13 protein-coding genes and 1 pseudogene are annotated in these 14,268 nt (G+C 69.8%); 3 read left to right on the forward strand and 11 right to left on the reverse strand.

The window, feature by feature from the left end; translation table 11 throughout:
• Positions 1-44: 44 nt before the first annotated feature.
• The 3 genes and pseudogenes from ACWELJ_RS29215 to yczE all read right to left on the reverse strand — a co-directional run.
• Positions 45-248: pseudogene (locus ACWELJ_RS29215) on the reverse strand (sigma factor); the annotation flags it as partial.
• Positions 249-258: 10 nt separating this feature from the next.
• Complete coding sequence (locus ACWELJ_RS29220) at positions 259-678, reverse strand: YciI family protein (protein ID WP_452369336.1); 420 nt, start codon at positions 676-678, stop codon at positions 259-261.
• 126 nt (positions 679-804) lie between these two features.
• Positions 805-1,443: a membrane protein YczE gene (gene yczE / locus ACWELJ_RS29225; protein ID WP_452369337.1), complete on the reverse strand. Its 639-nt coding sequence runs from the start codon at positions 1,441-1,443 to the stop codon at positions 805-807.
• 247 nt (positions 1,444-1,690) lie between these two features.
• Here yczE and ACWELJ_RS29230 point away from each other — a divergent pair, with 247 nt between their 5' ends.
• Positions 1,691-2,920 (forward strand): lipase family protein, encoded by a 1,230-nt coding sequence (locus tag ACWELJ_RS29230; protein ID WP_452369338.1) that lies wholly within the window; start codon positions 1,691-1,693, stop codon positions 2,918-2,920.
• A gap of 26 nt (positions 2,921-2,946) precedes the next feature.
• On the opposite strand, the gene ACWELJ_RS29235 is transcribed toward ACWELJ_RS29230, so the two are convergent.
• The 4 genes from ACWELJ_RS29235 to ACWELJ_RS29250 all read right to left on the reverse strand — a co-directional run bounded on the left by ACWELJ_RS29235 (position 2,947) and on the right by ACWELJ_RS29250 (position 8,221).
• Complete coding sequence (locus tag ACWELJ_RS29235) at positions 2,947-3,600, reverse strand: ammonium transporter (protein WP_452369339.1); 654 nt, start codon at positions 3,598-3,600, stop codon at positions 2,947-2,949.
• Positions 3,601-3,746: 146 nt separating this feature from the next.
• Positions 3,747-4,511 carry an energy-coupling factor transporter transmembrane component T family protein gene (locus ACWELJ_RS29240; protein ID WP_452369340.1) on the reverse strand — a complete coding sequence of 255 codons (765 nt, stop codon included), beginning with the start codon at positions 4,509-4,511 and terminating at the stop codon, positions 3,747-3,749.
• Complete coding sequence (locus ACWELJ_RS29245) at positions 4,508-6,586, reverse strand: ABC transporter ATP-binding protein (protein WP_452369347.1); 2,079 nt, start codon at positions 6,584-6,586, stop codon at positions 4,508-4,510. Before ACWELJ_RS29245 ends, ACWELJ_RS29240 begins: the two co-directional genes overlap by 4 nt.
• 180 nt (positions 6,587-6,766) lie before the next feature.
• Positions 6,767-8,221, reverse strand: coding sequence for a flavin-containing monooxygenase (locus tag ACWELJ_RS29250; RefSeq protein ID WP_452369341.1), 1,455 nt, complete (start codon positions 8,219-8,221; stop codon positions 6,767-6,769).
• A 97-nt stretch (positions 8,222-8,318) separates the two neighbouring features.
• On the opposite strand from ACWELJ_RS29250, the gene ACWELJ_RS29255 reads away from it, so the two are divergent.
• The gene (locus tag ACWELJ_RS29255; RefSeq protein WP_452369342.1) at positions 8,319-9,386 is read left to right on the forward strand and encodes an AraC family transcriptional regulator; all 1,068 of its coding nucleotides are present in this window, start codon (positions 8,319-8,321) and stop codon (positions 9,384-9,386) included.
• Here ACWELJ_RS29255 and ACWELJ_RS29260 read toward each other — a convergent pair.
• The 4 genes from ACWELJ_RS29260 to ACWELJ_RS29275 all read right to left on the reverse strand — a co-directional run bounded on the left by ACWELJ_RS29260 (position 9,367) and on the right by ACWELJ_RS29275 (position 13,269).
• Complete coding sequence (locus ACWELJ_RS29260; RefSeq protein ID WP_452369343.1) at positions 9,367-10,146, reverse strand: metallophosphoesterase; 780 nt, start codon at positions 10,144-10,146, stop codon at positions 9,367-9,369. The two genes, ACWELJ_RS29255 and ACWELJ_RS29260, sit on opposite strands and share 20 nt — an antisense overlap.
• 164 nt (positions 10,147-10,310) lie before the next feature.
• Entirely contained in the window at positions 10,311-11,048 is a 738-nt protein-coding gene (locus tag ACWELJ_RS29265; protein ID WP_452369348.1) for an RluA family pseudouridine synthase, read from the reverse strand.
• Positions 11,049-11,085: 37 nt separating this feature from the next.
• The gene (locus ACWELJ_RS29270) at positions 11,086-12,444 is read right to left on the reverse strand and encodes a WS/DGAT/MGAT family O-acyltransferase (protein ID WP_452369344.1); all 1,359 of its coding nucleotides are present in this window, start codon (positions 12,442-12,444) and stop codon (positions 11,086-11,088) included.
• A gap of 84 nt (positions 12,445-12,528) precedes the next feature.
• Positions 12,529-13,269: a HalD/BesD family halogenase gene (locus ACWELJ_RS29275; RefSeq protein WP_452369345.1), complete on the reverse strand. Its 741-nt coding sequence runs from the start codon at positions 13,267-13,269 to the stop codon at positions 12,529-12,531.
• Positions 13,270-13,431: 162 nt separating this feature from the next.
• On the opposite strand from ACWELJ_RS29275, the gene ACWELJ_RS29280 reads away from it, so the two are divergent.
• Positions 13,432-14,268 (forward strand): LLM class flavin-dependent oxidoreductase (locus ACWELJ_RS29280; protein ID WP_452369346.1); only part of this gene is annotated, 837 nt, incomplete at its 3' end.

Below are 14,268 nucleotides of genomic sequence, written 5' to 3' on the forward strand. Positions count from 1 at the left end.
GGGCGGGGTGGCCGGCCGGGTCACCGATCCGGTGCTGAAGAAGGCCGCCCGACGGTGAGCAGCCACCCGGCGGGATTGCGCGGGACACCGTCCCGCGGCCAGGTCACCAGCGCTTCGGCCAGCGCCTCCTGGGCGAGGTCCTCCGCCAGCGCGAAATCACCCGTGTAGCGAGCCAGCGCGCCGACGATGCGCGCCGATTCGATGCGCCACACCGCGGCGACGGCAGCCCGGCCGCTCGGGTCGGTCATGGTTCGACGCTCACAGTTGCCCGGTGGCCTCGCGCCACGCCCGCTCCTTGGCGATCCACTCGTTGTCCTGCGGAAACTCGTCGATGGTGGTGACCCGCCGGATCTCGGTCTTGAAACCCGCGCCCAGCGACGGCGCCCGCTTGGCCCATTCCACGGCCTCCTCCTTGGAGGCGACATTCAAGATGTAGAAGCCGCCGAACAGCTCCTTGGTCTCGCCGTACGGCCCGTCCGTGACCAGCGGCGGCTCGGACGAGAAGTCCACCACGACACCGTCTTCGGCGCTGTCGAGGCCCTCGGCCGCGAGCAGCACCCCGGCCCGGATGAGCTCGTCGTTGAAGCGTCCGACGGATTCGATCATCTTCTCGAAGTCGGCCTCGGCCATCGCCGCGTTGCCTTCGTCGGTGGCGCGCCAGATCAGCATGTACTTCACGGTTGTCCTCCTTGTCGCGGGTCGCTGTCGACCCTCTCACGAGAAGGTCGAACGGCGACCACGCCGGATCGACACGGCGCGCAATAAAGATCGACACGGCGCGCAGAAAAGTTCGCGCGGCTGTGGTCAGGCGGCCATCGGTTCCGCCGCGGAGGCGGGCGCGGCAGTGGGTTCCGGCTCGTGGAAGCCGGGCAGGTAGCGGTCCACGAACGGAATCATGAGCTGGATCAGCGGCCCGATGCCGAACGCGTACACCACGGTTCCGACGCCGACACTGCCGCCGAGGACCCAACCTACGGACAATACGGTCGCCTCCAGCCCTGTCCGCACCAGCCACACCGGTCGGCCGGTACGGCGAACCAGGCCAGTCATCAGGCCATCGCGCGGGCCCGGTCCCATGCCCGCGCCGATATAGAGGACCGTCGCGATCGCATTGAGGACGACGGCCGCGGCCATCGCGGCGATGCGGATCGGGAGGCCGTGGAGTTCGGGGAGCAGCCACAGGCCGGCGTCCACCGAGATTCCGATGACCACGACATTGCTGACCGTGCCCAGACCCGGCCGCTGCCGCAAGGGAATCCACGCCAGCAGGACCGCCGCGCCGGTGATCGCCACGACCGTGCCGAAACTCAGCGGCACATGATCGGCGACGCCCTGATGGAAGACATCCCACGGGTCCAGGCCGAGGGCGGCGCGGATCATGACGGCCATGGACAGCCCGTACAGCCAGAGTCCGGCGTAGAGGGCGAGGAGACGGCGCAGCATTGGTCGAGCATGGCGGCAACTGGCATGCAAACGGTAGATCCAGTTAGAAAGAGCTGGACTTCCCGCTGGATATATCTTTCCGTGCGAGAAACCGCGCAACGCCGTAGTTACGACGCGCGGCAGAGCGTTGACCGGGCAGAATGGTGGCAGTACCTTTTTGGTCTCCGATGCGCTGGAGTTCTGATCGGCGCGAGAAGCTTGTCCGTGGTGCCTGGAGCGTCGGGTGGTACGACGCTGGAGGCGCGTGATGCGGCGGGATGACGCACGGTTCGGATCATGGCGGCGGATCGGATTGATCGGCGCGCTGGCCCTACTCGCGGCGGCGATCGCCGTACCCGGCGCTCGGGCCGAGATTCCCTTCCCCGACAATGACCCGTTCTACTCGACGCCGATCGGCTTGGGAGAGTACGACAACGGGGCCGTCATCGATTCCCGGCCCATCACCGTGTTCGGGCTGCCGCTGCCGGTGGCGGGCTGGCAGGTGCGGTACCGGACCACCGATTCCGCGGGCGAGGCGGCCGCCGACGTGGCCACCCTGATGACGCCGCTCGCCCCCTGGACCGGACCGGGTGATCGCCCCCTGCTGTCGTATCAGATCGCCGAGGACAGCCTCGGAACCCGTTGTGCCCCATCGTTCGCGCTGCGCGGCGGCCGCGACTTCGCCATCACCAACACCCTGCTCGACGTGCCGTTCCTCGCCGAGGCGATGCGCCGCGGCTGGGCGGTGGTGGTGTCCGACTACGAGGGCGCGCGGTCCCGCTTCTTCGACGGCGTCAATTCCGGGCGTGCCGTCCTGGACGGCGTGCGCGCCGCCAAATCCTTCGCACCACTGGGGATCACCGGCAACAGCCCACTCGGCGCCTGGGGCTACTCCGGTGGCGCCTTCGCCACCCTGTGGGCCATGCAGTTGCGGGCGGGCTACGCGCCCGAGCTCTGGTTCTCCGGCGTCACCTCCGGTGGCGTCCCGGCCGATATCCCGGCCATCGCACGCGGCGTGGACGGCAGCGTTCAGGCCGGACTCGGGGTGCTGATCCTGATCGCCATGACCCGCGACGATCCCGGACTGGCGGACTCGCTCAATGACAGCGGCCGCGCGCTGATCGCGCGGGAATCCGACTCCTGCGGCAGCGATCTCGTGGTTCACCACGTGTTCCGGCACATCGACGAGTACTCGGCGATCCCGGATCTGCTCGGCAGCACGGCCTTCCGGTCGGTCACCGAGCGTCAGGAGCTCGGCGGCTGGGCTCCGGACGTACCGCTGTACCTGTACCACAGCGATTCCGACGACGTGATCCCGTCGCAGGGCTTCAGCGAGCTCGTCGACCGGTACTGCGCGCTGGGCGCGACCCTCACCGCCGTGCACTCGGGCATCCCGGGCCACAATCCCGCCGCCGTGGGAGAAGCCCTGGGCGCCATGAACTTTCTGGCCGACCGCTTCGCGGGCGAGCCGGTGACAGCCGGGTGCGCCGTGCGCTGAGGCGCGGCGTACCCGGCGTCCGAGGCCTACGCGCCGGGGCTGGCCCACTTGGTGCTGCCGGGCGCCGCGGTCAGCGTGCTGATCAGGTCCACGCCCGCGACGAGCAGGGTGGGGCCGCCCACCACCAGGCTGCCGATGATCGCGCCGACGGTGGCCGCGAGCGGTACGGTCGCGAAACCGAAAGCGCCGCCCAGGAATCCGATGAGACCGACGCCGCCGCCGATCGCCAGGCCGACGAAGCTGCCGATGGCGGTCGCGATGCCGAACTGGCTGCTGAAGTTCTCCATGGCCCGCTGGTTCTCGGTCAGCGAGGCCACCGGCCGCAGTGCCGGAGTGGCCGCCGCGACATCCTTGACCGCGGTCAGGTTCAGGACCGTGCCGTCCTCGCTCACGGTGGCGGGCACCGGGTAGCTCAGACCGTCCTGGGTGAAGGACAGCGGGAGCTCGAGCACGGTCGAACCGGCGGCGTCCTTGATATCGACGGCGCCGCCGGTGATCTCGAAGGTGCCGTCGGTGAGCGTGGTGACGACGGTATTGCCGACCAGCTGGGTCCGGTAACCGATATCGGGTACCGTCGCGTCGGCGTGGGCCACACCGGCTCCGGCGATGGCGACGGCCGTGACGACCGGCGCGGCGACAGCGGTGATCTTGCGCAGCATCATGGGTCTTCCAATCTTCATCAGGTTTTCGTGGCAACACACGGCTCAGGTCGAAGAATTCCCCCGCGTGCGTAAGCCCTGAGCCCGGTTGCAATCAGCAACGCGTTCTACGCGCCTCACGGTAGCGCGCGCTACCGACAACCTGGATAATTTCGACCCGCGTCGTCCTATATGACCAGTTCCACAACGATTCCCAGCGCACACACCACACCCACCACCAACAGCGCCACCGCGTCGGCGCGCCCCGGCGAGCTGGGCCGGGCGGTCAGCTCACCGGTGCCGCCGCGCGTCGTGATCGCCTCGCCCAGCTCGGCCGCGCGGCGACTGGAGACCGCCATGCTCGCGGTCAGAATGTCGACCAGTGGATTCTCCGCGGCGCGGTGCAGCAGCGAATCCTTGGGCCGCAGCCGCCGGGCCGCCCGCAGCAGCCGCATCTCCTCGAGCAGCAGCGGCAGGCCGCGCAGCGTCAGGGCCACCACCACGGCCCACTCGTCCACGGGCACCGCGTGGCGAACGCCGTTGCGCGTCCAGCCGATCCGCTTCAGCGGCGCGCCGAGCCGGGCCAGCGCGGGCGCGACCTCACCCATCGGCGTGGTCCACGCGACCAGGAAAGACGCGCCCAGCAACAGGAATCCGAACACGATCACCTGCGCGTAGCGCAGCAGCGCCGACGGCCCGACCGGCGCGTTGATGGCCGCCCCGATCGCGATGCCGAGCCAGAGCAGCCACGGGAACCGGGGCAATGTGCCCAAGGGCAGGCGGGCCAGCAGGAAGACCGCGACCAGGAACACGGCCGCCACCCCGAGCAGCGCCCACGACGGGATGAACATGAGCAGCACGCTGATCGCGAAGACGGCGATCATCTTGGTACCGGCCCACAGTCGATGCACGGGGCTGTCGAGGGGGACCTCGCGGAGGACGACGCTGCTCATCGGAGACCTCCGGTGAAATCGTGCGCCGGCGCGTATCGCGCAGCGGCGGCGGGGTTGTCGACGAGGCGGCCGTCGCGCAGATGTACGGTGCGGTCGCAGACGGCGGCCATATCGGCCACGTCGTGTGAGATGACGATCAGGGTCAGGCCCGAATCGCGCAGGCGGGCAAGCAGTTCCACCACTCCCGCGCGGCCCTCCGGATCCAGTCCGGCGAGCGGTTCGTCGAGCACCACCACGTGCGGGTGACTCGCCACGATGGCCGCGAGCACCACGCGCTTGGCCTGGCCGCCGCTGAGCTCCTCGATCGAGCGGGTGGCCAGGCTCCGGTCCAGTCCGACGGCGTCCAGGGCGCGGGCCACCGCGTAACTGCCGCGCCCGCCCCAATCCTCGATCTCGGCGCCCACGTCCTGACGCTGCAATTGCAGGCGGGAATGCTGGAAGGCCAGCTGCACGGCCCCGATGCGCTTGTGCACCGGGCGGGTCGTGCCCATGGGTTCGCGCAGTGCGCAGGCGCCCGAGGTGGGCACGGTCAGCCCCGCCATGATCCAGGCCAGGGTCGATTTGCCGGATCCGTTGCCGCCCACGATGAGCAGGGCCTCACCGCGCCGCACGCTCAGGTCGATGTCGTGCAGGGCGGGCGCCTCCCACGGGGTGCCGCGGTTGTAGGTGTGGCCGACGCCGGTCAATTCGAGCACGGGTTCACCCATCGGCCGTCGTCTCGGGTCGCGGATCGGGCGCGGCCAGGCGGGCAGGTGCGCGACCGAGCGGCCCTGTTCGAGGTGGATCACCCGGTCGGCGGCGGCCGCGTCCGCTTCGTGGTGGGTCACCAGCACGACGGCCATCGGGTGCCGGCGCGGCAGGCGGGCCAGCAGGGCGACCAGGTCGCGGCGGCCTTCGGGGTCGATCATGGAGGTCGCCTCGTCGGCGATGAGCAGGGTCGGCTGCCGGGCCAGGGCGGCGGCGACGGCGAGCCGCTGCTGCTGGCCGCCGGACAGGGTCGCGGTCTCCCGCCCGCCCATGCCGGTCAGGCCGACCTCGGCGAGCAGTCCGTCGATGTCCACGGCCGCCGCGTCCGCGGTGGGCAGACCCCACACCACGTCGTCGGCGACGAGCACACCCAGGGTCTGGCTCTCGGGTCGCTGCAGCACCATCGCGGTGCCGCCGCGCACCCCGAGGCCCGCCGCGCCCGGGCGGGTCACCGTTCCGGCGGTCGGCGGGCGACCCGCGAGAATCCGGGTGAGCGTGGACTTCCCGGACCCGTTGTGCCCGACCACCGCGACGAATTCACCGACGTCCACGGTCAGATCGATGCCGTGCAGCGCGTCGTCGCGAGCCCCCGGATAGCGGAAGGTGACGCCCCGCAGGGTGACCGGCAGCGGGGCGACCGGCCGCGGATCGTCCGGCGCGTCGAGCAGACTGTCCCGGCCCGGCAGCCAGGCCAGGCGATCCAGCACCCGACCGAGCACGAACCAGGAGAACACCCCGCTGACCAGCATCGCCGCGATGATGCCGCCGCCCACGAAAGCCCACCACCAGTGCAGGACGGTATCGGTGTAACCGGCGATGGCCCGCCCGAGCGGCTGCAGCGAATCCTGTTTCGAGGCAAGGCTTTCCAGCCCCTCGGCGGAGTTTCGGATGCTGTCGAACACCAGCTCCCGCGAACGCGAGAACGCCAGCAGCATCCCGACCGTGAGCATCGCCATCACGAACCCGGCGACCGTCGACAACGCCGCCACCGCGGGCAGCCCGCCGCGCCGCCGCTTCACCGTCCCGATGATTCCGCCGATGACGGCCACACCGACCAGGTTCTCCGCGGGCAGCAGGCCCGCCGCCACGAACGTCACCAACGCGCCCGCGATGGTGGTCGCCACTTGCGCCCGGAATCGATGGCGATGCGCGAGCAGCCCCATCGGGACCGCGGCCACGATCTGCAGCACCGCCGCGAACGGCACCAGCGACCCGAGGGTCACCAGCCCCACCGTGGCGCCGCCGAGCACCGCCCCGGCCGCCAGCTCGATGGGCCGCAAGGGCCCGTGCGGCAGCGTCGGCCCATCGCTGCTTCCGGCCTGAGCCACGCCGACAGGCTCGGCCAGGCCGCCGCGAATCCGGTACGAATCGGTCACGTCTACCAGTCTGCCGTGTCCCGGCCCCGACCCCCGCGGACCTCTCACTATCTCCACAGAGTCCGGGCACGACCTTCACATACCGCACTTGTCGGCCGAGCCGATCAGGATCCGATGTGCGTGAAGGTCCGGTCAGGATTCGATCCGCGTGAAGGTGTAGTCGGGGAGGTGCAGGTCGCGGGTGCGGCGGCGGTAGCTGCGGGTGGTGCCGGGCCAGTTGTTGGTGATCCGGCCGGAGTCGGTGCGGTACCAGCTGGTGCAGAAGTTCCAGGGGGTGCGGGCCAGGCGGTGCTGGAGGGCGTCGTTGAAGGCGCGTTCGGGGCCGGGGCGGACCTCGAGGTAGGTGCCGGGGCGTTCGCCGAGGAGTTGCAGGGCGCGGCGGATGTAGTGGGTCTGGGATTCGATCATGTAGATGATGGAGCCGACGCCGAGGTTGGTGTTGGGACCGTAGACCAGGAACAGGTTGGGGAATTCGGGGACGGTGATGCCGAGGTAGGCGTGGGCGCCGCCGTCCCAGGCGTCCTCCAGATTGCGGCCGCCGCGCCCGCGGATCTTCATGGGCCACAGGAATTCCGTGCCCTTGAAGCCGGTGCCGTAGATGATCACGTCGGCCTCGTGCAGTACGCCGTCGGCGGTGCGGATGCCTTCGGGGACGATCTCGCTGATGCCGGTGGTCTCGACGGTGACATTGGGTTCGCACAATGCCGGGTAGTAGTCGTTGGAGAACAGGGCGCGCTTGCAGCCGATCGGGAAGTCGGGGGTGAGCTTGGCCCGCAGCTCCGGATCGGCGACCTGTTCCTCGAGATGCCGCTCCGCGATCCGGGACACGGACCGCGCGATTCCAGGGAACTCGACCAGGCCCAGCGACAGGAATTCGGCCAGCAGCCACCACGAAAGCCGTTCGGCCACCGGCATTCCCGGCACCGCGATCAGCACGCGTTGATGCACCGGTTTGTAGTCGGTGTCGAACTTGGGCAGCACCCAGGCCGCGGTGCGCTGGAACACCGTCAGGTGCCCGGCGGCCGGCTGGATTTCGGGAACGTACTGGATGGCGCTGGCCCCGGTCCCGATGCAGGCCACCCGCTTGCCGGCCAGCTTCACCTCGTGATCCCAGCGCGCCGAGTGGAACGACTCCCCGGCGAACCGCTCGATGCCGGGTATCGGCGGCATGGCCGGTCGCGACAGCTGCCCGACGGCCGAGATCAGCACGTCGGCGGTCCGTGCCACCCCGTCGGCGGTGCGCACCGTCCACTGCCCGGTCAGCTCGTCGAATTCCGCCTCGGTGACGTCGGCCCCGAACACGATCTGCTCGCGCAGCCCGTGGTGATCGGCGATCCCGCGCATGTACTCCCAGATGTCCTCGCGCGTCGAATACCGCTGCCGCCATCTCGGTTTGGGTTCGTGCGCGAACGAGTAGAGCGGTGACGGCACATCGCAGGCCGCCCCGGGGTAGGTGTTCTCCCGCCACACTCCACCCAGGTCCGCGGCCCGCTCCAGGATGGTGAATTCACGGAAGCCGTTGCGTTGCAGCTCGATCGCCATGCCGAGCCCGCCGAACCCCGCGCCGATGATGATGACCTTCGGCATTGTGGTGCTCCTCACACATCGAAGACCCTTCTCAGGGTAGGAGCGGTCGCCGAATTTAGTGGGCGACCGGATCGAGAATTTCGGCCATAATCGGGTGATGGGCACGGTGCAGGAGGCGGGAATCCGGGATTGGGACTTCCCTCGCGGCGTGGCGAGTGTCGCGCTCATGGTCGGTTTCGCACGGGAACACGGGGTGCCGGCGGCGCGCATGCTGCAGGGAAGCGGGCTGAGCGAACGGCAACTCGCCAACCCGGACGAGCAGATCGACGCGCACACCGAGCTGGCGGTGATCCGGAATCTGGTGCGTGAGCTGGGCGCGCGCCCGAACCTCGGGCTGGAGGTGGGGCGGCGGTACCGCATCACGACCTTCGGCATCTTCGGTTTCGCCTGTGTCAGCAGCCCCACCCTGGGGGAGGCCATCGCTTTCGCCCTGCGCTACCTGGAATTGAGCTTCACCTTCTGCATTCCGGCGGCGCGCTGGCGGCCCGGCGAGTTCGTGGCCCGCATCCACGACGAGGGCGTGCCCGCCGACGTCCGCCGCTTCCTGGTGGAGCGCGATGTCACCGCCATGCACCAGATGATGTCGGACCTCACCGGCAACCGGATCCACCTGCTGCGCGCCGATTTCGACTTCCCGGCCCCCGGCAGCCTCGACCTGTACACCGAGATCTACGGTGTGACACCGACATTCGAGTCCGAGCACAACCTGTTCACCATGGACCCGGCGGTGCTGGAACAGCCGCTGCCACAAGCCAACGAACACACCTGGGCCATGTGCCTGGCGCAGTGCCGTGAGCTGGTGTCGCGCCGCCGCGCCCGCACCGGCATCGCCGCGGAGGTGCGGGAGCGGCTGGTGCCGCGCGGCGGCCTGGACGGTTTCGCGGTGCCGCCCGGAATCGACTCGGTGGCCAGGGATCTGAACATGAGCACCCGCACGCTGCGCCGCCACCTGGACGCGGCGGGCACCAGCTACCGGCAGCTGCTGGACGAGGTGCGGCGCGCGCTGGCGGAGGAAATGCTCACCGCCACACCGCTGTCGGTCAGCGATGTGGCGATCCGGCTCGGCTACGCGGAGGCGTCGACCTTCATCCACGCCTTCAAACGCTGGACCGGCACCACCCCGTCGGCGTACCGGCGCGGCGCGCTCAGTCCAGCGGCTCGCTGAGCCAGCCGCCCATCGCGATGGGCCGGAACATCGACAGCAGCGGGCCGTCCTCGATGGAATGGAAGATGATCGACGGGTCGGGTGCGAAGTCGATCGGCACGTGTCCCGGTGCGGCCGTTTCCCATTCACAGCCGATGGTGGAGGACACGCTCGGCGCGACGATCAGCGGCTTGCCCGCGAACTGGGTCATCAGCCCGGCGTGCACGTGCCCGGTGAGCACCGCCGCGATCCGGTCGTCGCCCGCCACGATCTCGGCCAGCCGTTCGGGATTGGTGAGCCGGATCGGGTCGACCACGGTGGACCGCACCGGTACCGGCGGATGGTGCATGGCGACCAGCACCGTCTGGTCGTCGGGGGTGGCGGCCAGCAGGTCGGTGAGGAAGTCGTAGGTCTCGTCCTCGAGCAGACCCTCCGGCTTGCCCGGGATGCTGGAGTCGAGCAGTGCCAGGGTGACGCCGTCGACGCGGTAGGACTGGTTGATCGGGCCGGTGCCCTCGGTGCCGGGGAACAGGACGCTGCGCATATTGCCGCGGTCGTCGTGATTGCCGGGCAGGATCAGCACGGGCAGATCGGCGGTCAGCGCGGCGCGCGCCTGCTGGTATTCCTCCGCATCGCCCTCGTCGGCGATATCGCCGGTGACGATGATGGCGTCGGGTCGCCGCGGCAGCTCGGCCAGGAAGGCCATCACCCGTTCGGCGCGTTCGACATTGCGCGCGCCCATATTGAAGTGGGTGTCACTGAGCTGAGCGAGCAGAACCATCGGCGTTCGCTTTCTGTCATGGGTCGCGGCGTTGCGCCCGGCGGTGCCGCCGCACCGCGGCACCCATTCAGGCTAATTGACCTGCCCCGATGCGGTCGCGGTGAGACCCGCCACCCAATATAGCTGTGTCCTATTGCCCTACGCTCCGCTCCGGGCGGGGTTGGTCATCCCAGCAGCCCGGCTGGAACCTCCAACAGTTGGTTGCCGACGCGCCAAAAGTCTTCTCCAGGCTCGGCTTCCAGTTCCAGCCGGCCGCCCGGCCGCCAGGACGCGTCCAGCGACAGTCGCCAGGAGTGCAGGTGGGTGCGGGGGAACACACCGGACCGGTCGAAGAGCGGGTCACCGACGATGGGGTGGCCGATCCAGGCCAGGTGGACGCGAATCTGGTGCCGTCGCCCGGTCACCGGGCGCAATGCCAGCACGGTGTTGTCCGCGCCGCGGGCCAGTGTGGTGAACTCGGTGACCGACGGGTAATTCTTGCCCGCCAGCACATCCTGTTCGCCGACCCGCCAGGTGTCGCCGTCGCGGCGAATGCTCTCGCGGGGCGCGGCGATCCGCACCCGGTTCTTGCGGCCCACACTCAACGGCAGGTCGATGACGCCGCGGTCGGGGAGCCCGGTGGAGGCGGTGACGGCCAGGTACGCCTTCTCCACCGTGCGCTTGTTGAACTGCCGGGTGAGCTGTCCGTGCGCGGGCAGCTGCTTGGCCAGCAGCACCAGGCCCGAGGTGACCTTGTCGATGCGGTGCACCGGGTAGAGCGTCTCGCCCTGCGCGGCGGCCATCTCCACGATGTCGGTGTCGTGGCGTTCGCCGGTGACGGAGATGCCGGCGGGCTTGTTCAACGCCAGCACCGCCTCATCCTCGAGGATCAGGCACTCTTTCCGCAGTTCGGGCCACGACATCACCCGCCCAGCGTAGTGAGCACCGACTCTCGGGTGCTCAGGCGACCGCCCGTTCCAACTCGGCGAGTCCGTCCTCCAGATGGCCGATCATCCGATCCAGGTCCGGCACCGTGCGGCGGCAGCCGACCAGACCGAAGTCGAGGTTGTCGCCATTGGTGGTCAGCGTGATGTTCATAGCCTGCGATTCGAACGGAATCGAGAGCGGATAGTTGGCGTCCAGGCGCGCGCCCTGCAGGTAGACCGGCTTGCGCGGGCCCGGCACATTGGAGATCACCAGGTTGAACGGCATCCGCGGCAGCGCCTCGAAACCGGGGAGCAGGGACACCCCCAGCGGCGTCATCAGCGCGGCCGACAGCAGCAGCGCCTCCAGCTTCGGCAGCTGCGTGAACACCTGCTTGGCGTCGCGCATGGAGGCGCGGATCTGCTCGAGCCGTGCCACCGGGTCGGCGAGGTGGGTGCCGAGGTTCGCCAGGCAGGCCGCGACCATATTGCCCTCGGAGGTGTCGGCCTCGGCGGCATTGCGGATATTGACCGGCACCATAGCGATCAGCGGCTCGTCGGGCAGCGCGTCCCGCTCGAGCAGGTAGGTGCGCAGCGCGGCCGAACTCATGGCCAGCACCACATCGTTGACGGTGGCCCCGGTGGCCTGGCGGACGCCGTTGATCCGCTCCAGCGGCCAGGACCGCACGGCGATGCGGCGGGCCCCGCCGATGGAGGTGTTGAGCAGGGTGCGCGGCGCGGTCATGGGCAGGGTGAGCCGCCCGTCGAGCGCGCCCCGCAACGGCGCGGCGATCGACCCGCTCGCACGCAGCAGCCGCGGCACCGCCTTCCTGGCCTGGGCCCAAGGACTTTCGGGTTCGGAGCTGTCGTCGCGCGGTACCGGCGGGGTGCCCCACGGGACGGTGAGCCGGGTGTCCAGCGGGTCGTCGGTGAGGGTGCGCTGCAGCAGCCGCATGGCCGAGACGCCGTCGATGAGGGCGTGGTGCATCTTCATATAGAGCGCGAAGCGGCCGTCGCTGAGGCCCTCGATGAGGCGGCCCTCCCACAGTGGCCGGTGCCGGTCCAGCAGGATGCCGTGCAGGCGTTCGGTGAGATCCAGCAGATCACTCATGCCGCCGGGCGCGGGCAGCGCGGATCGGCGCAGGTGGTAGCCGAGATCCACGGTGTCGGCGTGAGACCAGGTCAGGCTGGAGAAACCGCCCAGCAACCGGCTGGGTCGGCGCCGGAAGCGGGTCCGCACCTCGGTGCTCGCGGCCATCGCCTCGAACAGTTCGTGGGTGTAGTCGGGGCCCGCGTCGGCGGGCGGTTCGAACAGCTGCAGCCCGCCCACGTGCATGGGGTGTTCGCGGGATTCGATCGCCAGGAAGATGGCGTCGAGCGGGTTGAGAAGATCCATGGGAGCCGCCTAAGCCGGGTGGGGCAGAAATGCCCGGAGCGGATACGGTGCGGCGACGCTGCCCCCCGCTGCGTTAACAGGAAATCAGGCTATCACTGTCTGTGATTCGGCTCTCGTTGAACCGCGGAGCAAACGCCTGGCATCGCCGTCGTTGCGGGCCGCGAAAGTCATGGCGACGCTGGTGCGGCGGCCGTGCGCGAACGGGTGCACGCGATGCAGGGTGGTGTCGGTGCGCAGCAGGTAGAGATCCCCGGGACCCAGCTCCCAGGAGCGGATCGGATTGCGGGTCAGGATCCGGTGCACGTCCGCGTCGTAGGGGTCGGGGTGGGTGTGCGCCACCGTCTGCACGAACCCGCCCTCGGCCAGCGGCGGGCACTCGACCACCAGAACCAGCGCGAAAGCGTACGCGTCCCAATGCCATCGGCTCAGCGCGCCGTCGTGGTGGCGGCGGCTGACGTGGAAGCGTTCGGGTTCCGGGCAGGGCAGCACGGGTTCGGCCGCGATGACGGACAGGCTGTCCCGCAAGGGTTCACAGTCGTAGAGCCGGGGGAGGCAGGCCGTGTGGGCCGCGACGTCGGAGCCGGTCAAGTCCACTTGCTGCCGGGTCAGGCCCTCGCCCTCGGGGAGCAGCTCGCCCCACTGCCGGTGGTGGTCGAGCAGGGTCAGCGTCTCCGCCGCGAGCACGCGTTTGACCCGGTGCGGGAGCAGGAAGCCGAGCCTGGCGATGCCGGTCTCCGCCAGCCGTTCTCGCGCGTGGGCCAGTGCGGAGGGATCGACCTCCCTCAGGTGTCGCCGAGCCGTATCGACCGTGTTGTGACCCCGCATCGCGCACGCCCTTTCGGATTCGATTGTATTGCGTTGTCCGGCAACGGCTATGGATAAAGATTGCCCCTTGATCACGATCTGAAACGAGTGCCGTCACCGGACGCGCCGAATCGGCCCGATATCGCCCGCGCCCCCGGCCCGAGCGGTAGCTTGATAATTGCTATGGCGGATTACGGGCACGAGCTCAGATTCGGCCTCTTCGTCCCGCCCGAGGCGGCGCGTGGGCGCGCCCTGCTGCGCCTGGTCCGGCAGGCCGACGACTCCGGGCTGGAAGTGCTGGCCGTCCAGGATCATCCGTATCAGCCCGCGTTCCTCGACACCTGGACCCTGCTGTCGTATCTGGCCGGCGTCACCCGCACCCTGACCCTGATGCCCGCGGTCGCCAACCTGCCGCTGCGCCCGCCCGCGGTCCTGGCCCGCAGCGCCGCCAGCCTGGACCTGCTCAGTGCGGGCCGGGTGGAACTGGGTCTGGGCGCGGGCGCGTTCTGGGACGCCATCGAGGCCATGGGCGGCGCGCGCCGTACGCCCGGCCAGGCCCTGAACGCCCTGCGCGAGGCCATCGGCGTGCTGCGGGCGCTGTGGGGCGAGGCCGACCGCTCCCGGCTCCCGGGCGAGTTCTACCCGTTGCGCGGTGCGAAACCCGGCCCGCTCCCGGCGCATCCGATCGGCATCTGGCTCGGCGTCTACGGCGCCCGCGCGCTCCGCCTGACCGGTGAACTCGCCGACGGCTGGCTGGGCAGCTCCGCCTACGCCCCGCCCGCTACCCTCCCGGCCCGCATGACCGCCATCGATGAGGCCGCCCGATCGTCAGGCCGCATACCCGCTCTGATTCGCCGCGCCTACATCATCGACCCCACCATGAGCCCGCCCCAGCTCACGGAATTGGCCCTGACCCAGGGCATCAGCCAATTCCTGCTCCCGGTCGATCCCGAAGGTGAGCGCCCCACCCAGCATTTCGCGGCCGAGACCGCGCCCGCGGTCCGTGCGGCGGTCGCGGCC

The sequence above is a fragment of the Nocardia sp. NPDC004582 genome, assembly GCF_053602115.1.

What these genes read in the sequence shown, in the direction of transcription:
- yczE (WP_452369337.1), bottom strand. Translation starts at nt 1,443, where the DNA reads ATGCTGCGCCGTCTCCTCGCCCTCTACGCCGGACTCTGGCTGTACGGG.
- ACWELJ_RS29230 (WP_452369338.1), top strand. Translation starts at nt 1,691, where the DNA reads ATGCGGCGGGATGACGCACGGTTCGGATCATGGCGGCGGATCGGATTG.
- ACWELJ_RS29235 (WP_452369339.1), bottom strand. Translation starts at nt 3,600, where the DNA reads ATGAAGATTGGAAGACCCATGATGCTGCGCAAGATCACCGCTGTCGCC.
- ACWELJ_RS29240 (WP_452369340.1), bottom strand. Translation starts at nt 4,511, where the DNA reads ATGAGCAGCGTCGTCCTCCGCGAGGTCCCCCTCGACAGCCCCGTGCAT.
- ACWELJ_RS29250 (WP_452369341.1), bottom strand. Translation starts at nt 8,221, where the DNA reads ATGCCGAAGGTCATCATCATCGGCGCGGGGTTCGGCGGGCTCGGCATG.
- ACWELJ_RS29255 (WP_452369342.1), top strand. Translation starts at nt 8,319, where the DNA reads ATGGGCACGGTGCAGGAGGCGGGAATCCGGGATTGGGACTTCCCTCGC.
- ACWELJ_RS29260 (WP_452369343.1), bottom strand. Translation starts at nt 10,146, where the DNA reads ATGGTTCTGCTCGCTCAGCTCAGTGACACCCACTTCAATATGGGCGCG.
- ACWELJ_RS29265 (WP_452369348.1), bottom strand. Translation starts at nt 11,048, where the DNA reads ATGTCGTGGCCCGAACTGCGGAAAGAGTGCCTGATCCTCGAGGATGAG.
- ACWELJ_RS29270 (WP_452369344.1), bottom strand. Translation starts at nt 12,444, where the DNA reads ATGGATCTTCTCAACCCGCTCGACGCCATCTTCCTGGCGATCGAATCC.
- ACWELJ_RS29275 (WP_452369345.1), bottom strand. Translation starts at nt 13,269, where the DNA reads ATGCGGGGTCACAACACGGTCGATACGGCTCGGCGACACCTGAGGGAG.